19 protein-coding genes and 1 riboswitch are annotated in these 21,068 nt (G+C 37.9%); of the genes, 7 read left to right on the top strand and 12 right to left on the bottom strand.

The window, feature by feature from the left end; all coding sequences use genetic code 11:
- Positions 1-166 precede the first annotated feature (166 nt).
- From EPL02_RS05525 to EPL02_RS05535, 3 genes are read right to left on the bottom strand one after another with little or no spacing between them, the layout of a single operon-like run.
- Positions 167-1,003: a YihY/virulence factor BrkB family protein gene (locus tag EPL02_RS05525; RefSeq protein WP_094911330.1), complete on the bottom strand. Its 837-nt coding sequence runs from the start codon at positions 1,001-1,003 to the stop codon at positions 167-169.
- Between the two features lie 15 nt (positions 1,004-1,018).
- The gene (locus EPL02_RS05530; RefSeq protein ID WP_094911329.1) at positions 1,019-1,363 is read right to left on the bottom strand and encodes a hypothetical protein; all 345 of its coding nucleotides are present in this window, start codon (positions 1,361-1,363) and stop codon (positions 1,019-1,021) included.
- Positions 1,364-1,386: 23 nt separating this feature from the next.
- The gene (locus tag EPL02_RS05535) at positions 1,387-1,860 is read right to left on the bottom strand and encodes a low molecular weight protein-tyrosine-phosphatase (protein WP_131887214.1); all 474 of its coding nucleotides are present in this window, start codon (positions 1,858-1,860) and stop codon (positions 1,387-1,389) included.
- A 148-nt stretch (positions 1,861-2,008) separates the two neighbouring features.
- Here EPL02_RS05535 and EPL02_RS05540 point away from each other — a divergent pair, with 148 nt between their 5' ends.
- Positions 2,009-2,236 carry a DUF1128 domain-containing protein gene (locus EPL02_RS05540; protein ID WP_094911327.1) on the top strand — a complete coding sequence of 76 codons (228 nt, stop codon included), beginning with the start codon at positions 2,009-2,011 and terminating at the stop codon, positions 2,234-2,236.
- A 184-nt stretch (positions 2,237-2,420) separates the two neighbouring features.
- Positions 2,421-2,522: riboswitch (purine riboswitch) on the top strand.
- Positions 2,523-2,599: 77 nt separating this feature from the next.
- Entirely contained in the window at positions 2,600-4,333 is a 1,734-nt protein-coding gene (ade, locus tag EPL02_RS05545; RefSeq protein WP_131887215.1) for an adenine deaminase, read from the top strand.
- A 269-nt stretch (positions 4,334-4,602) separates the two neighbouring features.
- Here ade and EPL02_RS05550 read toward each other — a convergent pair whose 3' ends face one another.
- Positions 4,603-5,310 (bottom strand): CAP domain-containing protein, encoded by a 708-nt coding sequence (locus EPL02_RS05550; RefSeq protein WP_131887216.1) that lies wholly within the window; start codon positions 5,308-5,310, stop codon positions 4,603-4,605.
- Positions 5,311-5,748: 438 nt separating this feature from the next.
- On the opposite strand from EPL02_RS05550, the gene EPL02_RS05555 reads away from it, so the two are divergent.
- Positions 5,749-6,960 carry an MFS transporter gene (locus tag EPL02_RS05555; protein WP_131887217.1) on the top strand — a complete coding sequence of 404 codons (1,212 nt, stop codon included), beginning with the start codon at positions 5,749-5,751 and terminating at the stop codon, positions 6,958-6,960.
- Between the two features lie 13 nt (positions 6,961-6,973).
- Here the strand turns inward: EPL02_RS05555 and EPL02_RS05560 are convergent, their stop codons facing one another.
- From EPL02_RS05560 to hmpA, 4 genes are all read right to left on the bottom strand, one after another.
- Entirely contained in the window at positions 6,974-7,489 is a 516-nt protein-coding gene (locus EPL02_RS05560) for a type 1 glutamine amidotransferase domain-containing protein (RefSeq protein ID WP_094911323.1), read from the bottom strand.
- Between the two features lie 131 nt (positions 7,490-7,620).
- A complete protein-coding gene (locus EPL02_RS05565; protein WP_222582521.1) occupies positions 7,621-8,952 on the bottom strand; it encodes an alanine/glycine:cation symporter family protein in 1,332 nt (443 codons plus the stop codon).
- A 563-nt stretch (positions 8,953-9,515) separates the two neighbouring features.
- Positions 9,516-10,805, bottom strand: a complete 1,290-nt coding sequence (locus EPL02_RS05570; protein ID WP_094911321.1) for a lysine N(6)-hydroxylase/L-ornithine N(5)-oxygenase family protein — start codon at positions 10,803-10,805, stop codon at positions 9,516-9,518.
- A 72-nt stretch (positions 10,806-10,877) separates the two neighbouring features.
- Complete coding sequence (hmpA, locus tag EPL02_RS05575; RefSeq protein WP_094911320.1) at positions 10,878-12,080, bottom strand: NO-inducible flavohemoprotein; 1,203 nt, start codon at positions 12,078-12,080, stop codon at positions 10,878-10,880.
- 231 nt (positions 12,081-12,311) lie between these two features.
- Between hmpA and EPL02_RS05580 the strand changes: the two genes are divergently transcribed.
- The 3 genes from EPL02_RS05580 to EPL02_RS05590 all read left to right on the top strand — a co-directional run bounded on the left by EPL02_RS05580 (position 12,312) and on the right by EPL02_RS05590 (position 14,381).
- Complete coding sequence (locus EPL02_RS05580) at positions 12,312-12,761, top strand: RrF2 family transcriptional regulator (RefSeq protein WP_094911319.1); 450 nt, start codon at positions 12,312-12,314, stop codon at positions 12,759-12,761.
- 148 nt (positions 12,762-12,909) lie between these two features.
- Positions 12,910-13,041 carry a YflJ family protein gene (locus EPL02_RS05585; RefSeq protein WP_094911318.1) on the top strand — a complete coding sequence of 44 codons (132 nt, stop codon included), beginning with the start codon at positions 12,910-12,912 and terminating at the stop codon, positions 13,039-13,041.
- Positions 13,042-13,205: 164 nt separating this feature from the next.
- Positions 13,206-14,381 (top strand): iron-containing alcohol dehydrogenase, encoded by a 1,176-nt coding sequence (locus EPL02_RS05590; protein ID WP_094911317.1) that lies wholly within the window; start codon positions 13,206-13,208, stop codon positions 14,379-14,381.
- 39 nt (positions 14,382-14,420) lie between these two features.
- On the opposite strand, the gene EPL02_RS05595 is transcribed toward EPL02_RS05590, so the two are convergent.
- Both EPL02_RS05595 and EPL02_RS05600 read right to left on the bottom strand, forming a co-directional pair.
- Complete coding sequence (locus tag EPL02_RS05595; protein ID WP_094911483.1) at positions 14,421-15,485, bottom strand: nitric oxide synthase oxygenase; 1,065 nt, start codon at positions 15,483-15,485, stop codon at positions 14,421-14,423.
- A 126-nt stretch (positions 15,486-15,611) separates the two neighbouring features.
- The gene (locus EPL02_RS05600) at positions 15,612-16,547 is read right to left on the bottom strand and encodes a D-2-hydroxyacid dehydrogenase (protein WP_094911316.1); all 936 of its coding nucleotides are present in this window, start codon (positions 16,545-16,547) and stop codon (positions 15,612-15,614) included.
- A gap of 241 nt (positions 16,548-16,788) precedes the next feature.
- Here EPL02_RS05600 and EPL02_RS05605 point away from each other — a divergent pair, with 241 nt between their 5' ends.
- Entirely contained in the window at positions 16,789-18,345 is a 1,557-nt protein-coding gene (locus tag EPL02_RS05605; protein WP_094911315.1) for an ABC-F family ATP-binding cassette domain-containing protein, read from the top strand.
- A gap of 207 nt (positions 18,346-18,552) precedes the next feature.
- On the opposite strand, the gene EPL02_RS05610 is transcribed toward EPL02_RS05605, so the two are convergent.
- Both EPL02_RS05610 and EPL02_RS05615 read right to left on the bottom strand, forming a co-directional pair.
- Entirely contained in the window at positions 18,553-19,383 is an 831-nt protein-coding gene (locus EPL02_RS05610; RefSeq protein WP_094911314.1) for a hypothetical protein, read from the bottom strand.
- 47 nt (positions 19,384-19,430) lie between these two features.
- A complete protein-coding gene (locus tag EPL02_RS05615) occupies positions 19,431-20,738 on the bottom strand; it encodes an ATP-binding protein (RefSeq protein ID WP_131887218.1) in 1,308 nt (435 codons plus the stop codon).
- Positions 20,739-21,068: the final 330 nt, after the last annotated feature.

Here is a 21,068-nt window from a genome sequence, read left to right on the forward strand (position 1 = left end):
GCTGTTGCTTGTTTTATGTTTTGGATGACTTTTCTTGTTTTGTTTTGTGTTACTTCCGTCTTTTTTCGTATGTTTTGTCATGGTGAATCCCCCTTTCATTTCACTATTAGTATGCCCACTTTCCAGTCTTCGTCTCATACCAATATGTTCAAATGGGTTCTTCGCCTTATGCTTTAATTGCTTTTTTTCGCTCATAAAAGATAGCGTTAATTTCTCCACCAATGACAATAATCATCCCTGATAAATACAGCCAAATCAGCAACACAATAATGCCGCCTAAGCTTCCGTATGTCGCCGTATAGTTTCCAAAATTATTAACGTAATAAGAGAAAATAAACGACACAACTGTCCAACCAATCGTTGCAAAAACAGCTCCTTGTACAACGTTCTTTAAAGTCAAGCGCTTATTAGGAGCAAAATAGTATAGCCCCATAAAGACAATAAATAAGATAACGCCGCTAATAATCCACCTAGAAGCGGCCCATAGTGATAAAAAAGTTTCAGATAGCCCAAAGGTTGAGAATAGGTAAAAGCCGACCATATGACCAAACACAGGCAACAACAGCGCCACAATAATCACGAAAATCATCGCAAACGTTAGTAATACAGCCATGCCCCTTGCCACTAGAAAAGGACGGTTCTCTTTTACATGGTAAGCACGGTTAAACGCTCGCACAATAGCATTAATTCCGTTAGACGCTGACCACATTGTCGCGATGATTCCAAACGATAACAGCTTTCCGTTATGAGAGCCTATAATATTATCTAGATTGTTTTCAATCATGCTCATTGCTTGATCTGGCGCAAAACTTTCAACAAGCCCTAATAAATCAGGGGCCTGAACGGGTAAAAAGCCAATAAGGGTAATGAGAAAGATTAAGAATGGAAAAAGGGATAACAACAGATAGTACGCTAGCTCCGCTGACAGGCTTGGCAGTTCATCGTTATGAATGCGAGCTGCTAATTCTTTTATAAAAGCTACAATCTTTGCTGTGTCGGCCATATGCTCACCTCTCAATTATTCCTGTTCATCTTGGCCATACTTATGTGAGAAAGTCTCCTTTGTTGTTTTTACTACGTCTAGCACTTGAGGAGTTGTTTTCTTAAGTTGCTCCACCTGTGTCGTTAGAAAGGAAACGTCATCGGATACTTGCTCAATTGTTTCACGCACGGCAGCATATTTTTCTTGAAGGTTTTGCTTTACCTCATCTGGATGTTTAATCATATGTACCGTCTTATTTTTAACAGCTTTACTGTTTTCAATAACCGTTCTACGCGTATTTTTGTCAAGCATTGAAATTGCAGCACCAGCGATTGCTCCAATAATAATCCCTTCAAGTAGTTTGCTTTTTCCTTGACTCATATTCTCACTCTCCTCTTGTTTAATTAACTTAATTTATGCTCTGTTATAATTTCTTCTACTAACTGCTTACATCCTGCCGTAACCAGATCGTATACCTCGTCAAAGTTCCCCGTATAATAAGGGTCAGGAACGTTCTCAACGGATAAATGTGGGACATAATCTAACAGACGTTCAATGCGTACATCACGACGATGTCCAGCCATACGTCTTAAGTTCCCCACATTTTCAGCGTCCATGCCAATAATGTAATCAAACTGATTCAGATCTTCTTCAATAACTTGGCGCGCTTTTAAACCTGTAACGTCAATTTTATTATCTGTTAAGATGCTAAGCGTTCCTTCATGGGGTGGCTTGCCCTCATGCCAATTTCCTGTTCCAGCTGAATCAACCTCAATTTGCTTCTCAAGTTCTTTGTCTTTTACGAGCTTTCGAAAGATTGCTTCTGCCATTGGAGAGCGACAAATGTTTCCAAGACATACAAATAGTACTTTAACCATAGTTTCGACTCCTTTCTCTTATTACAAACATTATATACAAGCCTTTTCATTTAAGAAAACCCTGTTTTTGGTCAAAGAGTTTGACAACACAGTGTTCTTCTTATGAAAACATGTTACAATGAGAAAAAAGCTCGGAAGGATGAACATAGTGGATTTATCAGTAAAGTCTCCAGAAAACATTACGTTTATGATTGATCAAATTAGCGAAAAGCTTCGCATGTTAAACATCGGTGCAATTAAAGGCGATGCTTTTGATGAAGAAATGTACGAGGATTTAAAATATTTATATGAAATGGTTATGCGTAAAGATTCATTCAGTCCAAGTGAAATGCAAGCAATTGCAGAAGAATTAGGAGCATTACGCAAGCAAGCTTAAGCTTCACAAACGCCGTCAATGTCTATCTTGTACATTGGCGGCGTTTTCTTACCTACACGGCTTCTTCTCACTTCATTACATTTGTTTATCTTTCTTTAAAACATTATACGAGTAGAATTTTTTAAAAAGTCTTTCTTTTCCGAGAGTAATTGACGATAGTTAAAAATACAGATACAATGTATCGCAATACCTATAAGCATACACTCGTATAATCTTGGAAATAGGGTCCAAGAGTTTCTACCAAACTACCGTAAATAGTTGGACTACGAGAGTTGAACATTTTTATACCTCTATATTACTTCCGAGCGGTGTTCTACTCTTTTTAGTCCTTCATTGTTTCACAATGAGAGGAGATAAACCATTATGTCAAACCATTCACTTAAAAAGCAAATTGCTGTTGCAAATAAACAAATCCCAGCTGATTTAGTCATTAAAAACGGACGCATCATCGATGTGTTTACGTTAAGCATTCTTGAAGCAGACATCGCCATTGCAGATGGAATGATTGTCGGCCTTGGCCACTATGATGGCAAAGAAACAATTGATGCTACTGGCAAATATATCTCACCTACTTTCATTGATGGCCACGTTCATATTGAGTCATCAATGGTCACACCTAAAGAGTTTGCAAAGCTTCTTGTGCCAAGAGGTGTTACTACTGTCGTAACCGATCCTCATGAAATTGCCAACGTTTCAGGCGAAAAAGGCATTGAATTTATGCTTCAAAACTCTGAAAACCTTCCGCTTGAAGTACTTGTTAACTTACCATCAAGCGTTCCAGCTACTCGGTTTGAAAGCTCTGGAGCTGTCCTAAAAGCAGAGGACTTACGACCATTTTTCAACCATGAACGCGTGATTGGTTTAGCTGAAGTTATGGACTTTCCTGCTGTTCGTGACGCAAACGATGATATGCTTGCTAAGCTTCAGGGAGCAAAAGATCATCAGGGCGTAATCGATGGCCACGGAGCAGGACTAGATTCAACAGGAATTAATATTTATCGAACAGCTCACATTTCCACAGACCATGAGTGCGTAACGGCTGATGAAGCACTAGAACGCGTGCAACGGGGCATGCATGTCCTTATTCGCGAAGGATCTGTTGCTAAAGATTTGAAGCAAATACTTCCGGCTGTTAACGAGCGCAACGTTAGAAGATTCTTATTCTGTACAGACGACAAGCACCTAGATGATTTGCTAACCGAAGGGTCTGTCGACCACAACGTTCGCCTTGCAGTGAGTGAAGGTTTAGACCCTTTTATGGCAATTCAAATGGCTTCATTAAACGCGGCTGAGTGCTACGGATTAGCCCAACAAGGTGCTATTGCTCCTGGATATAAAGCAAACATCATGCTATTTGATGAATTAGAAAATATTTATGCGTCAACGGTTATTACAAATGGAGAGGTGGTGGCCAAAAGCGGCCAGCTAGTAATTAAACCGGCTAATGAAACGAGCGAGCCTAAAGAATTGATGCACTCCGTAAATTTAAAATCTATTTCCATTGAACAGCTACAAATTAACATGAAAAACAATAAAGCAAATATTATTGAAATCATTCCAAATCAGCTTATTACCAACCACGTAGTGGAAGAAGTAGTAGTTGAAAACGGAACATTTAGGATTGATACAGACAGAGATCATTTAAAGTTAGTCGTGGCCGAGCGTCATCACCAAACGGGAAATATTGGACTGGGGATTGTTAAAGGGTTTCAATTAAAAGATGGAGCCATCGCAACAACAATTGCCCACGACTCTCACAATGTTGTTGCTGTTGGTACAAATGACCAGGATTTACTGATGGCTATTAAAGAAATGGAAAAAATCCAAGGTGGAATTGTACTGGTGAAGGATGAAAAGGTGCTTGCTTCTCTTTCACTTTCAATTGGAGGTCTAATGTCTCCTCTCCCTTACGAACAAGTAAACAAAGAGCTTCACGTTCTGCATGAAGCGTTAAAAGGATTAGACATTAGCAATGCCTTCAATCCATTACTTACTTTATCTTTTTTAAGCTTACCCGTTATTCCATGCTTAAAATTGACGGATAAAGGACTTTTTGACTTTACAAGCTTTAAGCATATTGGAATAGAAGCAGATTAATTCATAAAAAAGCTCACTCTCGTTACGAGAGTGAGCTTTTTATTTATACGTACGCGTAGACGTTGTTGAACGGTTCTTGCGGTTTTTATAGTACTGGTAGCCTTCTTTCATTAAAATAGGGAATACAGCCACTATGATTTTTTTTAAAACTCTTCTCATGTGCATCGCACCCTTTCCTTGTCTTATGACATTAATTTACCCGACTTTCTTTAATAAAAAACATAAAAAAGCAAGCAGATTTTCTTCTGCTTGCTTTCTTGTGTCATGAATTATTTTGAAATAAACATTTGTGTCCAGTAAGTTGAATCTCCTTCAACAAAACCTACACCGATGTGAGTAAAGTCAGGATTCATGATGTTTTTGCGGTGACCATCACTGTTCATCCAGCCTTCCATTACTTCTTCAGGTGTTTTTTGACCTTTTGCAATGTTTTCACCTGCAGATGAATATTGAATACCGAATTGCTTCATCATATCAAATGGTGAACCGTACGTTGGTGAAGTGTGGTCAAAGTAACCTTTATCCATCATATCTTTTGATTTTTCACGAGCTACGTCACTTAGTTCTGTGTCAAGCTCAAGTGGTTTTAAACCTTCTTTCGCACGCTCTTCGTTTACTAATGTAACTACTTGTTGTTCAAACTCACTTACGTCTTTTGCTTCAGCTTTTGAATCTTTAGATTCTGCTGGCTTTGCTTCAGCTTGCTGAGCTGGCTGTGCAGCTTCTTTTTGTGGTTGAGCTTCAGCTTTTGGCTGTGCTTCTTCTTTAGCTGGTGCTGCTGCTTCAGCTTTTTGTGGCTGAGCGTTGTATTTCTTTACTAACTCATCGACATTTATATTTTGTGCTGCTTGAGCATCTTTAATAGTAATTTGCTTTGGTGTGTTGCAGTCAGGTGCAGCTGCGTTAGCTTGTCCTGCTGTTAATAAGCCGATTGAAACGGCACCTGCGATTGTAGCAATACGGAACTTCTTATTCATGTTGTAAATTCCTCCTTGAATGATATATCTGTATTGGTAGACAGCTACGCTACAGAATGAATCTGCTAATCTCGCGTTGCATATTCATTGTTACATGGATTCATAGAGTCAATCAACCGCTTTTCCGTTACCAAAATTAACTAGAGTTTTTTGTAATTTTTTTTAATACATCGTTAGCCGTTGGTATTCCTCACTTTTCTCCTCTCTTTGTTTGTTCTATTAAAATCGTTAGTAATATAACTGTAAATATAGCGTTACAAACGTTACAAGAAAAGAATGAGAATAATAGGAACGAGACCATTTTATATCCTTTTTTACCATTCAAGAAAAAGGTTTTGTGATATGATTCAATGTGTGGATTCATTTAGAAACACGAAGTAGTTAGTAAATAGAAGTGCTTCGTAGATATACTTACTAAAATGATCGGGGAACGATATTATGTGGAAAAATCGCAATGTATGGATTTTACTGTCGGGTGAGCTAATCGCTGGATTAGGTTTATGGATGGGGATTATCGGCAACCTAGAGTTTATGCAAGCTAAAATCCCTTCCGATTTTATGAAATCAATTATCTTAGCCATCGGAATTGTCATTGGGGTGGCTCTAGGCCCTCTTGCTGGAAAGCTTACTGACCAAATACATAAAAAGAAAGTAATGCTAGCAGCAGGATTGCTTCGAACAATCAGCGTCTTATTTATGTTCCTTGCATTGGCAACTGGTTCGATTGGTTGGATGATTGTTTTCCTTATTTTAATTCAAATTTCTGCTGCGTTCTACTTTCCTGCTCTGCAGGCTACGCTTCCTCTTGTTGTGGATGAGAAAGAATTACTTCAGCTAAATGGCGTATATATGAATGTTTCTACGCTGTCTAGAATTTTAGGTACAGCATTGGGCGGTGCTCTTTTAGTTGTCTTACCCTTACACATGCTTTACCTTTTTTCATTCGCTGCTTATCTCGCTCTATTTCTATTAACTATGTTATTAAAAGTTGAAGATGATAGCGTGTCTAAGGTTGCAGATCGCGTTAAAGAAAAGCGGAATTTCAGCACTTTATTCCCAATAATTAAGCAAGAGCCACTTGTTTCAATTACGCTTATCATGCTGTTAATTCCTTTGTTATTTATTGGTGGATTTAACTTAATCGTTATTAATATTAGCGAGCTACAAGATAGTGCTGCAATTAAAGGTTGGATTTACACAGCAGAAGGCATCGCTTTTATGCTTGGTGCATTTACAGTTAAACCGCTCACTAAATATATGAGCCAAGTACACATTTTGTTTGTGTTTTCATTTTTTGTGGGCGTGTCGCAGCTCATGCTTTACATGGCCACAAGCTCTGTTATCACAATTACCGCCTTTACTATCTTTGGATTTGCCGTCGGCTGTTTCTTCCCAGTAGCAGCAACAATTTTTCAAACAACGGTCCCAAAAGATTTTCATGGCCGCTTTTTTTCGTTCCGTAATATGCTTGAGCGTATCGTCTTTCAAGTTGTGCTTTTAACAACAGGGTTCTTGCTAGATAGCATTGGTTTTCAGTTAATGACGGTTGCTTTTGGGATCGTGTCTATTGTTCTTACTATCCTATTTTACATTTGGTATCAACAAACGCGGCAAAAAGTCACCTTAAACAAGAAAAAAGCGCTCAGCTGAGCGCTTTTTATTTTTACGATAATACATTTACTGATTCACGAATAAATGCAGGTAGATCATCAGGCGTACGGCTTGTAACTAGTTGGTTTTGGCATACAACAACTTCTTTATCATGGAAGTTTGCGCCTGCGTTTTTCAAGTCAATTGCAATTGACTTATAGCCTGTAATATCGCGACCTTTTAACGTATCCGCATTAATTAAAAGTTGAGGGCCATGACAAATCGCCATTACTGGCTTCTTTTCATCCATAAATGCTTTTGTAAATGCAACAACATCATCGTTAGCACGCAGAATATCAGGTGAAAAGCCTCCTGGTAAGAATAAAGCATCAAATTCCTCAGGCTTTACCTCTTTAATGCCTTTATCAATGCTTACCGTTGCTTCCCCTTGCTTACCTTTTACCGTTTTTCCACCTTCAACATCAATCGTTGTTAACTCATGACCTGCTTCTTTTAATGCTTTTGCAGGATCTGTGTATTCCACATCTTCAAATAAATCTGTTACTAATACTGCGATTTTTTTACTCATCTCAACAAGCAACTCCTTTATTTCTATGTGTAATATCTTTTGTTCTATAAATAATGTACCCCTGTCCTTTCACCTTAAACATGGAATTTAAGAACGATATGTATAAAAAAAGCTTTGCTGATCGCAAAGCTTTACCATTTTGTCTTATATTCTTTATAAATTTTAACTACAACAGGGCTCAAAATGAAGAGCGCAATTACGTTTGGAAGAACCATTAATGCATTAAATGTATCAGCCAAGTCCCATACAAGCGTAACGTTTAAAGTAGATCCTAAAACGATAAAAAGTAGTACAAGCACACGATAAACGCTAATTCCTTTTTTTCCAAACAGATAATTGATATTATTTTCTCCAAAGTAATACCAACCTAAAATGGTTGTAAAAGCAAAGAAGAATAGACAAATTGCAATAAACGGATGGCCAAACTCGCCGAGACCTCTTGTGAAGCTTTCCTGAGTTAACTGGATACCATTTAAGCCCGTTTCATAGGATTTAGTCATAATAATAACGAAAGCCGTTAGGGTACAAATAATGACTGTATCGATTACAACGGCCATGATTGCCACTAATCCCTGTTGGGCAGGATGTTTTACGTTTGCCGCAGCGTGAGCATGAGGCGTTGAACCCATCCCTGCTTCGTTCGAAAATAGACCTCTTGAAACCCCATAGCGAATCGCTTCTTTAATCGTTGCCCCGATAACACCGCCAGTGGCAGCAGTGGGGTTAAACGCTGATTCTACGATTAATACAAATGCATCCACGATTCCAGAGAAATTTGCAAATACGATAACTAAGCTTCCTCCTATATAGAAGAGCGCCATAAACGGCACAACAAACTCAGCAATTTTTGCGATCCGCTGAATTCCACCAAAAATAATAAAGCCAATTAGCACTGCAACAACAATTCCTACAGCGACGCGTGGAATATTGAACGTATCAAATGATGCCGCAATGGAGTTTGACTGCACCATATTTCCGATAAACCCGAGCGCAATAATAATGGACACGGCAAAAAAGCCTGCTAACCATTTGCTCCCTACGCCCTTTCGGATATAATAAGCCGGTCCTCCAACAATCTGGCCATCTTTTTCTTCTTTATATTTTTGCGCAAGAACCGCCTCTGCAAAAATCGTGGCCATGCCGAAAAATGAGCTAATCCACATCCAAAAGATGGCCCCAGGCCCTCCAAGAGCAATGGCTGTTGCCACACCTGCTAAATTCCCTGTTCCAACTTGAGCAGCAACTGATGTTGCCAACGCTTGAAAGGGAGATATTCCATCTTTATTATCAGGGTTCTTTTTAAACATTCCGCCAAACGTTTGAACAAATGCTTGCTTGAGCATTGTTACTTGGATAAACCCTAAACGAAACGTATAAAGAATACCAATCCCCAATAAAAATGTAATCATAAATGGCCCCCATAAAAAACCATTTATGCTGTTTACAAATTCTGATATGTTCACTTTTTCTACTCACCTCAAATACTATAATGGTTAAATCAACATGTATGTTTTATCCACACTTCTACCTTCTACTTTGACATGACAAAGTAGAAGGTAGAAGTGTCGATGCGATAGACACCGAACCATATCCTTTGACAATACTGAGACAAAACTCCTGATTTATTGAACACAATTATGTCATTATACCGAAAAAAGATAAAAAGACAAAGTAAGTTTTTAACTGTAAACACTTACATTTTTCATAAAAATGAGGCTGGTTCATAGGTCTTTCATTCAATCATATATCTAAACGATTGAGAGTTATCTCTTTTTTTATAATTCCATTATTTGTTGACTTGGAAAACAAGTTTAAGAAAAGAGCGGAATACAGCGTAGGACATGCGACTTCTACGGGAACTAGAGGAAAAACTGAGACCCCGCATCAAAGCGAGGAGGATAAGGTTCCTCCCCGCGGAAAACGAGTGCCTGTAGTAAAATGAAACGAACGTGTTCTAACAACTTAACTTATTTAAAACAGTCCCGATCCTTCTTTAGAGAAGCATTGATGTAGTTAGGTCACACTCTCACTCAGGTAAATTGAATTGTTGAAAGGTCGTGTTAAAGGAAACAGGATAAATTTCTTTCCCCGCAATTGTATTAATGATACATTGATTGCGCTGAACAGATAACCCTAAGTTTGTTGCGCTTGAACCATGGGAGTGTTCAATATTTGTTAATGTAAATATGTGATGGTCACGAGGAGTTTTGAACTGCAAACGATAGTCTTTCATTACCTTAAAGAGCTTATCATCTTCCCACTCAATTTCATGATGAAATCTATCCATCCACTTTGGTACATGTGGCTTATAACCCGTTGCAAGAACCACTCGATCAGCTTCGTAAGAGAATTCTTTATTCGTTTGCTTTTGGCGGCAATGTAAGTGATAGCCACCTTTATTTGTTATTCCTTTTACTTCGATTGAAGCTCGGATCGTAACTGGAACCTCACCTTGAATTGAGCGATGATACATTAAATCATAAATGTGCTGAAGAGTGGAGGCTTCAATCCCATTTCGTAAAGGATTTAAATCTTCTAATGCTTGCATTCTTTCTTTAAAAGGTAGACTGTGAAAATGCTGAACATAATCTGGTGAGAATAGCTCTTGAGCAAGCTTTGACTGATCCAATTGCTGAAAGTTTGAAGAGCGGGTAAACCAGCTCAAATGATAGCCATATGTAGGCTGATTTTCTAAAAGATCATAAAAAATCTCTGCTGCACTCTGACCAGAACCAACGACGGTAATATGATGCCCTTCTTGCAAATGTTTTTTGTGTTGTAAATATGAACTGCTATGTACAACATCATTTCCCAAGGAATACTTAAGGCCTTTTGGTACGAACGGGACTGCACCTGTTCCTAGCACCACATGCTTCGCATAAAATAGCTCTTCTTTATTGCTCTTCGTCTGCTTCACCGTTACTTCATATCCATATTCGTGATCCTTTACATCAACAACTTCGTGTTGAAAATGGCACGAATTAAGCTGAGCTTCTACCCACTTAGCATACTCATTATATTCCTGCCTTGGAATATCAAATCGATTAAAATAGAAAAATGGATACATCCGCTTTTGCTTATGGATATAATTTAAGAACGTGTAGGGACTAGTCGGATCAGCAAACGTAACTAAATCTGCTAAAAATGGTACTTGCAAATCTGTTCCGTTGATTAACATACCTGGATGCCATTCAAAGTTCTCCTCTTTATCAAAAAACACTGCACTTATTTCTTCAACCGGCTCGATTAACGCAGCAAGTCCTAAATTAAATGGACCAATACCAATTCCAATCACATCATATACTTGTTCATTCATTCAAAAACTCCCTTTCACCAAAAAAGCTAACAGTTTATAGTCCTGTTAGCTTTTTACCCGTTCTACATAAATTTATTCAGCTATCGCTACGCTCATTTTAGGGGTAAAGGCTTCAAAATGAATGTTTTTCCTTTTCACTCCTATTATCTTTAAGCTTTTAATCATTTCTTCCATAAAGAATGGTGAGCCACAAATATAAAAAGAAGCTTCTGGGTCTTTGCACCACTTTTGTAAATCCTTTTGAGTAATACGTCCAACTTTTTGGTCATACGTTTTGTCAGCATCTACATCCCCACCACTATATGCTACATGGTAGCTAAACGGATGCTTAGCGAAAAGCTCCTGTAGCTCCTCTTTAAAAATATGCTGTTCTTTCGTTCTAGCTGCATGAATAAACGTAACATCTTGATGCTCTTCAATAGCTTTTTTCAGCATTGACATTGTTGGCGTTATGCCAACTCCTCCGCTAATTAAGACGATTGGCTGTCCTGCACTGCCTTCTAAAACAAAGTCACCAGCAGGCGCGCTCACTTCAATTTGGCCACCTACTTCTAAGTGATCATGTAAGTAAGCTGAAACCTTTCCTTCTTCTACGTGCAGCTCTCTTTTTACCGTAATGCGATAGTACGATTGCTCCCAAGTATGAGATAAACTATATTGACGAATAGACGTATATTCTTCTGAAGGTACTTGAACACGAATACTTACATATTGTCCTGGTACAAAGGAAGGTAACGGATTTTGATCCACTGGTTTTAAATAAAAAGAATACACATCACTCGACTCTTTAACTTTCTTAGCAACCTCAAACGGTTTATAATCACCCCATCCACCATCAGTTTGCTCAGCTTGTTTGTACATCTCTTTTTCAACAGTGATAAAAATAGCAGCAATTTCTCCGTATGCTTCTTTCCAAGCTTCCAAAATATCATCAGTTGCGTTGTCTCCAAGGACCTCTTTAATAGCACCAAGTAAAAACTCACCTACAATTGGATAATGCTCAGCTTTCACCCCAATGCTTCGGTGTTTATGTGCAATTTGCTTCACAACCGGAACCAATACGTGGAGCTGATCAATATGCTGTGCGGCTGCATACACCGTGTTAGCAAGAGCAGTTTGTTGACGCCCTGTTCTTTGATTTGTACGATTAAATACGTTTAATAACTCAGGATGAGCTTCAAATAAATTGCGATAAAAACAGGTTGTAATTTGTTCACCATACTGAGCTAAAATAGGAGCCGTACTTTTCACAATATCAATTTCATGCTGATTCATTTTGTTGTCCCCCTAAAAGATATATTTAATATATATGTTTTAAATTATAAAGATATATCAAAAATACATCTTTATAATAACCTAAAATTTTTGAAAAAAATAGCTATTTCTGAAAAGCGTAATAAATAATTCACAAATTAGTGATGTGTATAAAAAAGAGCAACTTGCTATTCCTCTCGCAACCAGGCATGATATGATTACTACAGTTGGTGAAGAAAGAAGCGTGAGACTATGAGGCTAACACAGTATACAGACTATTCATTACGTGTGCTGCTTTACTTAGCTGTTCGAGATCGTCAAAGCTTAAGCAATATTAAAGAAATTGCCGATGCTTATCAAATATCAAAAAATCACCTTATGAAGGTAACTCATGAACTAGGAAAGCTTGGATTAATAGAGACGATTCGCGGACGTAAAGGCGGCATTCGATTGGCAAAAAACCCTAAAGAAATTAATATTGGCGCCGTCGTGCGCCAAACTGAAGAAGACTTTCATATTGTTGAATGTTTTAACAATGAACTCAATAAATGCACCATTTCTCCTTCATGTAAGCTTAAACATGTGCTTTACGAGGCTATGCAGGCTTTTATTAAAGTACTTGATAGTTATACGCTTGAAGACTTAATCACAAATAAAGATGAACTAAATTTCTTATTGTTATCCCGTCAGCAGCTCGATTAAAAAATTGATTTCACCCCCTTTTTTCTTATTTTAAAAGATGTTACAATGGCACACAGATTGGAAAGACAAAGCTCTTCCATTCAAGCAGACAATGAACCTCATTCTGTTCAGCTGTGTAACTACAAATGAGAAGAAAGGGTGTTATAGGATGCACGTAGGAAGTAAAGGTTGGTACGTTGAACAATTAAAACGAAATGGTGTACGACACCATGAAGGACGTAAAATTGAAAAGTACAAAACGTATGTACTTGCTAATCTACTTGATAAGCACAAAAGATAAATATAACAATTAATTAAATATCTAAGGGTTTGTTTCATTCGCTAAAAATGAAACAAACCCTTTTTAATTTCTTGAATTTACTTTGGAATAAGATTATAATTACAAACTTGTGCCCTCGTTTTATGGTAAAACGAGGAATATTCTACTCGGAGGTATAACTCACCATGGAAAATTTCACTTATCACAACCCCACAAAATTAATCTTCGGAAAAGGCCAAGTACAAGCTTTGACAGAGGAAATCCCACACTATTGTAAAAATATCTTACTTGTATACGGTGGCGGCAGCATCACACGCAACGGATTATATGATCAAGTAATGACATTCTTAAAAAGTTTAAAAGTAAATGTACACGAGCTAGCTGGCGTTGAACCGAACCCTCGCTTATCAACCGTGCAAAAAGGTATTGAGATTTGCCGCAGCGAAAAGATTGATTTTTTACTAGCAGTTGGTGGCGGTAGCGTCATCGACTGCACAAAAGCAATCGCAGCTGGGGCAAAATATGATGGAAATGTTTGGGATATCATTAATAAACAAGTCGTAGCAGAAGAAGCACTTCCATTCGGTACGATTCTAACACTAGCGGCTACTGGATCAGAGATGAATCCAGATTCTGTAATTACAAATTGGGAAACGAATGAAAAATATGTATGGGGAAGCCCTGGCGTTACAAATCCAGTATTCTCTATTTTAGATCCAGTGAATACAATGAGTGTTCCACGTGATCAAACAGTTTATGGAATGGTAGATATGATGAGTCACGTATTTGAACAATACTTTCATAACGTGACAAATACGCCGCTCCAAGATCGTATTTGTTATTCTGTTTTACAAACTGTTATTGCAACAGCACCTCAGTTGTTAGAAAATCTTGAAAGTTATGATCATCGTGAAACGATTTTATATTCAGGCACAATTGCCCTAAACGGTACGCTTCAAATGGGGTACTTTGGTGACTGGGCATCTCATACGATTGAGCACGCTGTATCAGCTGTTTATGATATCCCTCATGCAGGTGGTTTAGCAATACTATTCCCGAACTGGATGCGCCACGTTGTTGATCACGATACAAAACGTATGACAGGCTTAATGCTAAACATGTTTGATATCGAGACAGAAGGAAAGACAGACAAAGAAATTGCTTTAGAAGGGATCAATAAACTAAGTGAATTCTGGTCAAGCCTTGGTGCACCATCTAGATTAGCTGATTATGAGATTGGAGAAGACCGCATAGATGAAATCGCTGAAATTGCAGCAAAAGAAATGAAGCATGGTGGATTTGGTAACTTCAAACCGCTGAACAAAGAAGACATTCTTTCTATCTTAAAAGCATCCCTATGAGAAAAATAAAAACCACGAGAAATCATACTCTCGTGGTTTTTAATATGGTTTTTTCTGATAAAAATAATTTGGTGACAGCACCTTGTTTTTATAAGGCTTGTGAAAAATATGTGTAGTTGCTGGTGAAACGGGTGGGATGAGCCACGTCCAGTTCCCCGTTACTTCTCGTCCATTTTTCTCTTCACGCTCTTCAAATAAGCGAAACTGCTGAGCAGCTGTATGATGGTCAACAATGCTGACCCCTTGCTCTTTAAAAGAAGACAAGACGGCCACATTTAGTTCAACAAGCGCTTTGTCTTTCCATAACGTTGCATTATAGCGAGTATCTAGATCCATAATAGAAGCCACTTTAGGAAGCATATTATAACGATCTGTATCCGCTAAGTTACGTGCACCAATTTCTGTACCCATATACCAGCCGTTAAACGGTGCTGCAACATATTCAATTCCACCAATTTCTAGCTTCATATCAGAAATCATTGGCACTCCATACCATTTAAGCTGTAGGTCAGCAAATTCTGCTATCTCTGGGTGTGTAATAATGACTTCCTTGACAAGTTCTTTAGGAATCGAGAACCATTGTGGCTTCTTCTCATCCACTTGAATAACTAAAGGAAGTAAATCAAAGTGCGTACCTGCCCCTTCCCAACCTAACTCTTGGCACACTTTTGTAAACTCATTGGATGCCGCATCACCAAGCTGGCCGTATTCCATTTCATAGCCCGCGTACCTCAGAAGCTGGTGATTCCAGATTCGTACCGGCTCTTTCTCACCTATTTTTGGTTTGAAAACTGTAATTGTTGAGCGAATTTTCCCATCGTTAGTTGCATACTCAATATGCTTAAAAAGAGCATCGCGTACTTCTTCAACAGTTGATGCTTCACGCTCATCAAACACATGAAGAGACTGCCAAAACAAGCGCCCAATACACTTATTACTGTTTCTCCAAGCCATTCGGGCACCATGTTCAAGCTCATCAAATGTATGAGTATACGTTCCTGTTTCTTCAATTTCTCTTTGAATCTGCGCTAAACGCTCAGCAGTTTCGTGGGTTCTATCAAGCTCTGTATAACAAAGGTGAATAAATTCACTCGCTTTTATCATCAAGTCTTGTTTGTTCAATTTTGTTCACTCCTAGAAGAACAACTTCTTGCTTTTGTTAAACCGTAAGCATTCTTCAGTATACCATTACCTTGAATTAAAAGCTTTTTACAATGTTTATTTTATACGTTAATATCCTCGATTAAGGTCTACTTTATTTTCTAAAGGTTTGTCCGCTTCAATTCTGTCTAAGGTGTCTAAGAAACAAGCAACTGCTTCTTCAGGCGTTGTAACAGCTGAAATATGAGGCGTGATTACGATGTTTTTATGCTCCCATAGCATATCAGATTCAGGTAGCGGTTCTACTTCAAATACGTCTAAAAAGGCCTTTTTAATTTTTCTCTTATTGATCGCTTCTATAAGTGCTACCGCATCAACTGTTGCGCCCCTTCCTACATTAATAAAGTATGCACTTTGTAAAATATTCATCCACTCCGCATTAAACATATGATTCGTTTCAGGCGTTAGCGGCAGTGTGTTAATAATCCAATCGGCTTCTTGTAAATACGATGCTTCATCACCAGCTGTCACAACTTGATGAAAGCGTTGATTTCTTGTGCCGCTTCGAGAAACTCCCGTTACGTGGACTCCAAACTGTTTTAACATCTCTGCAATAGCCTGTCCAATTTCACCAGTTCCATAAATAACAACTTTTTGGGTTGATAATAAAATGGGTTCCAATGGTTGCCATTTCTTTTTATTCTGCGCTTTTTGAAAAGCAGCATGGTACTGAAGTTCACTCAGCATATAGCTTAAACAATACTCGCTCATTCTCTCTCCAAATGAACAAACAGTGCGTGTCAAAAGTACATCTTCTTTCCAGCTATCTAATTGAACATAGCGATCCACACCTGCCCCTAGAGAATGAACCCACTTTAACTGATGAAAAGCAAAGTTTTCAACAGGATAAAAACTAACATAAGCATCTGCCCACCTTAAGTCCTCATCCTTTATATGTTTTTCATCAACATATCGAAAAGCTTTTCCTCGCTTATCTTCTTTTTCAATGATACTCTCTAATTCTTTATACATGCGGCTTGTGACCAAAATATTTTGAAGCTCCACTGTCCTCTCCCCTTTGCGTTAACCTATATTCATGCTTCTTATTATGAAGGATGAAATAGAAACAATCGAGTCCAAACCATTTATCTATTCTATTTTTCTAAAACAAGCATTTAAACACCGCATGTTACTGGATGTCATAATATTAGCATAGATTTCTCGCTCTAATTTCGCTATAATCGGGGGTGGATTACTGATAGATAAACAATCATCGATTGATTTTAAATAGAAAAGGTGTGTAAACATGAGCGTACTAACGGTTAAAAATTTAAGTCATGGCTTTGGTGATCGCGCAATTTTTAATGATGTTTCGTTTCGGCTGTTAAAAGGTGAACACGTAGGTTTAATCGGAGCAAATGGCGAAGGTAAATCAACATTTATGAACATTATTACAGGAAAACTCGAGCCGGATGCTGGGAAAGTTGAATGGTCTAGAAAAGTTCGCGTTGGTTACCTCGACCAGCACACTTCTCTTGAAAAGGGATTAACGATTCGTGATGTTTTAAAAGGCGCGTTTCAATACCTATTCGACTTAGAAGCACAAATGAACGGATTATATGAAAAAATGGCTGACGTCTCTCCTGAAGAACTAGAGAAGCTTCTTGAAGAAGTAGGCACAATTCAAGATTTGTTAACGAATAATGATTTCTATGTCATTGATGCTAAGGTTGAAGAAATTGCTAGAGGATTAGGTTTAGAAGATATCGGATTAGAGCGTGATGTGCAAGATTTAAGTGGTGGACAGCGTACAAAAGTCCTTCTTGCGAAGCTCTTGTTAGAAAAGCCAGAAATTCTTTTACTCGATGAGCCTACCAACTATTTAGATGAGCAACACATTGAATGGTTGAAACGTTACCTACAGGAATACGAAAATGCATTTATTTTAATCTCGCATGATATTCCATTTTTAAATAGCGTTATTAATCTTATTTATCATATGGAAAATCAAGAGTTGAATCGCTATGTAGGTGACTACGATGATTTTATGAAAATCTATGAAATGAAAAAGCAGCAGCTAGAAGCGGCTTACAAAAAGCAACAGCAAGAAATGGCTGATTTAAAAGATTTTGTTGCTCGCAACAAAGCTCGTGTATCGACACGAAACATGGCTATGTCTCGACAAAAGAAGCTTGATAAAATGGAGGTTATTGAGCTTGCTCAAGAGCGTCCGAAACCAGAATTCAACTTCAAACCTGCACGTACATCCAGCAAGCTAATTTTTGAAACAACTGATTTAGTCATCGGATATGACGAGCCTCTATCAAAACCACTGAGCCTTCGCATGGAGCGTGGTCAGAAAATCGCATTATCTGGTGCCAACGGAATTGGTAAAACAACACTCTTAAAGAGTATCTTAGGTGAAATCAAACCGTTGTCTGGTTCTGTTGAAAAAGGAGACTACCAGCACATTGGCTACTTTGAACAAGAAATCAAAACAGCCAACTATAACACATGTATTGAAGAAGTCTGGAACGAGTTTCCCCACTTTACGCAGTATGAAATTCGCGCCGCGCTTGCAAAATGCGGTTTAACAACGAAGCATATCGAAAGTAAAGTTGAGGTATTAAGTGGTGGAGAGAAAGCAAAGGTTCGCCTCTGTAAGCTTATTAACAATGAAACCAACATTCTTGTTCTTGATGAGCCTACCAACCACTTAGACGTAGATGCTAAGGAAGAATTAAAACGTGCTTTAAAAGAATACAAAGGAAGTATTCTGCTTATTTGTCACGAACCTGAGTTTTATGAAGACGTTGTAACGGACGTATGGAACTGTGAAACGTGGACAACAAAATTATTTTAATTTTTTCATCACCATGTGCATATAAAGGACAAAAGCGGGAATGCTATTAGTAAGTTCCCCCCCCTTTGTATCGAGTAACCATTTTCGGATGGTTACTTTTTTTAGTTTTTATGAATAAGCTATGTATAAATTTCTCTACATCCGACCATACTAGAATCATATTCTCCCCTAATTGGACAAGCCGGTTAGCTTTAATAGCTAGCCGGCTTATTTTTTCATATTCACCCAACTGTCAAAATGATGAATGCTGAAACGAGTGGATTTATCACCTACTATAGAGATCATTTCTTGAATTTCTTGCATCATAGTTGACTCGCCTTTAGAAGCAAACGAAATAAACTTCCCTTCTTTTGAAGGCATGGTTTCCAATCCAATTTCAATAGAAGTTGAAAGCAATGAGCCCCACCTACGCTCATTTTTTGTAAGCTCAATAAACCCATTTTCCCCTTTTGCTTTATTGCGGTAAGCCATTATTGTTACTTCATCAACCATCTTAATAACGGAGTAAGCAAGGCTATCTGATTCAGTGATTGAATCGATTTCATCAAACCAAAATGGAATATCAGCTCCTATTGTCATCTGAAGCGCTTTAGATCGATCAGCAGCGTCTTTTATCATGTCTTCGTATGCACGAACAATTTTCGTCTGATTCTCTTTCCAATTTGACAATAAATACGGCTCAACATCTAGATGAACGCCTTTAAAGCGTTCATCAACTGCTACTTCTTCTTGGTAGCGTCCAACCCAGTCCCAAAAAGCTTCATAATCTAACTGACCTGATGTTGCCCATGTACGACCACCATCTAAAGCGTAAATAGTTATTCCGCTACTGCTTGCGGCTTTTATAAAGCGTTGATAGGCCAAGATAGGTACCTCAGGGTTAATTTGCAGATATACACGATTTACTCGCTTTTCTTGAATATCTTTTACTAGCTGCGCTGGATCCTGTTCAATCCGTGTCGTATCCCACAGCCATGTTGAAAAAGAGGAATCATATATTTCTTCATCACTACTAGCAGCACAACTCATTGAACTCAATAAAGCGAACATTCCTACAAGTAAACCAACAACTTTTCACTTCACACTTATTCCTCCCTTTTATGATCTTCTATTAAGTAAGCCTGCTTTGGATGGTTAGGCTGTTCAGGATATTTAAGCTGAAGTTTACCTTTGCGCAACATTTTAGATAAGTAATTGTTTCTTACTCCATCAGGCGTTCGATCTAGTAAATGAGCCAAATCTTTCAGCATAAGAGGCTGTTGTTCACAAAGAGAAACAATTACTTCTTCCATTTTGACTGGGCTTAGACGCTTTTTACGCCTTGCTATTTCAGCTAGATTCCATAAAACACTATTTTCATCTTCTAAACTTGAAATTGAAACCTCTTCTTTATTATAGGAGTATTTGTTTTTATTATAGGACTTAAACTCTTTGTTATAGGGGTTATCTCCTTTAATAACAGGACTAACTCCTCTATTTATTCTTTCTGACTCCTCTATTAAAGGCGTTATATCTTTATTATAGGAGTTTTCAACTTTATTATAGGAGCTTCTTTTTTCAACAAATTCCACGGTCGATTCGACATCTTCTGTTTTATTTCCCGAATTGCTATTAAACGATAGAGTTGAATTCTTTAGATTTTTAATCTCTTTTTGTCCTTCCAGAAAAGACATAGGTAAAGTAAGTGTTGTCCTCTTTAGATAGACATCTTGATCAATGGTTGGAAGCTTGTAGCCATATGATTTCCATTTATCGTGAAGAACCGTTAAACCACTGCCAGAACGTTCACATAAATTTAGTAGACGAAAGAGCTTAAATAAATGTGGGTTTCTTAAATTACTCATCTTGGTTATAAACACTTTATCCACAGGGATTCGAAATAAGCCTGGATTAGAGAATACACAGCTATGCTGATTGTATTCGAATGTTAATCCACCTTCTCCATTATAGTCTGCATGCAGTAACATATTCGTCACTACCTCAACTAATGAGGAAGCGATCTCACTATTTTGCTGGTGTTTATGAATCTGCTCTGTAACATAAAAGTAGAAGTCATATAGATTTCCAGACCACGTACCGTCTTGGGACGTAAATCGCTCATTCCATCCACCTTGTGCATCGCTTTCTCGATACTCTAAAAAGTATTGTGGTAAAACTTCTGTGATCATTCTTTCTTCACTAAACATAAGCAGCCCCGCAAGCGTTACACCTTCTTTATGAGTGTCTCTCGCTTTCCCCCATGCCCCTATCTTATAAAGAAACTCTTTAGTCTCAAGGACGTTCCAAGGATGATTCGGCTTTACTGCTGCAAACTTATCTCGATAGTTTTTAATTGTTTCAAAGTTCAGCTCATTTAATCCATAATGCTCTAGGATGAGGTTATCTTGTATCATTTTTTACTCTCCTATTGTATATTTATTCATATTCATCCACTTCTTTTGTGGATAACTAGGCACTTATTCAGTTTATACTTCTTATGTGACTTATAAAAACGAATTTAGTACGATTGTGATTATGCATAAACTGACTACTAGCAGTTATATAAGTTAGGCACATATCCTTTTTATTTTATCACTTTTTTCTTCTTTACTCTTCCGCATTCTCAACTATTCATAGCTAACTGTTGTTTGCTACATAAATTCTTCCTCTCCAACAACCTATTAGGTAAATTAATTATTCGCTCTATGAGCTCCGTTTTGTTATAATACAGAACATAATTATAA

The organism is Bacillus sp. CBEL-1, from assembly GCF_004348885.1.
Taxonomy (GTDB): domain Bacteria; phylum Bacillota; class Bacilli; order Bacillales; family Bacillaceae_H; genus Priestia; species Priestia aryabhattai_A.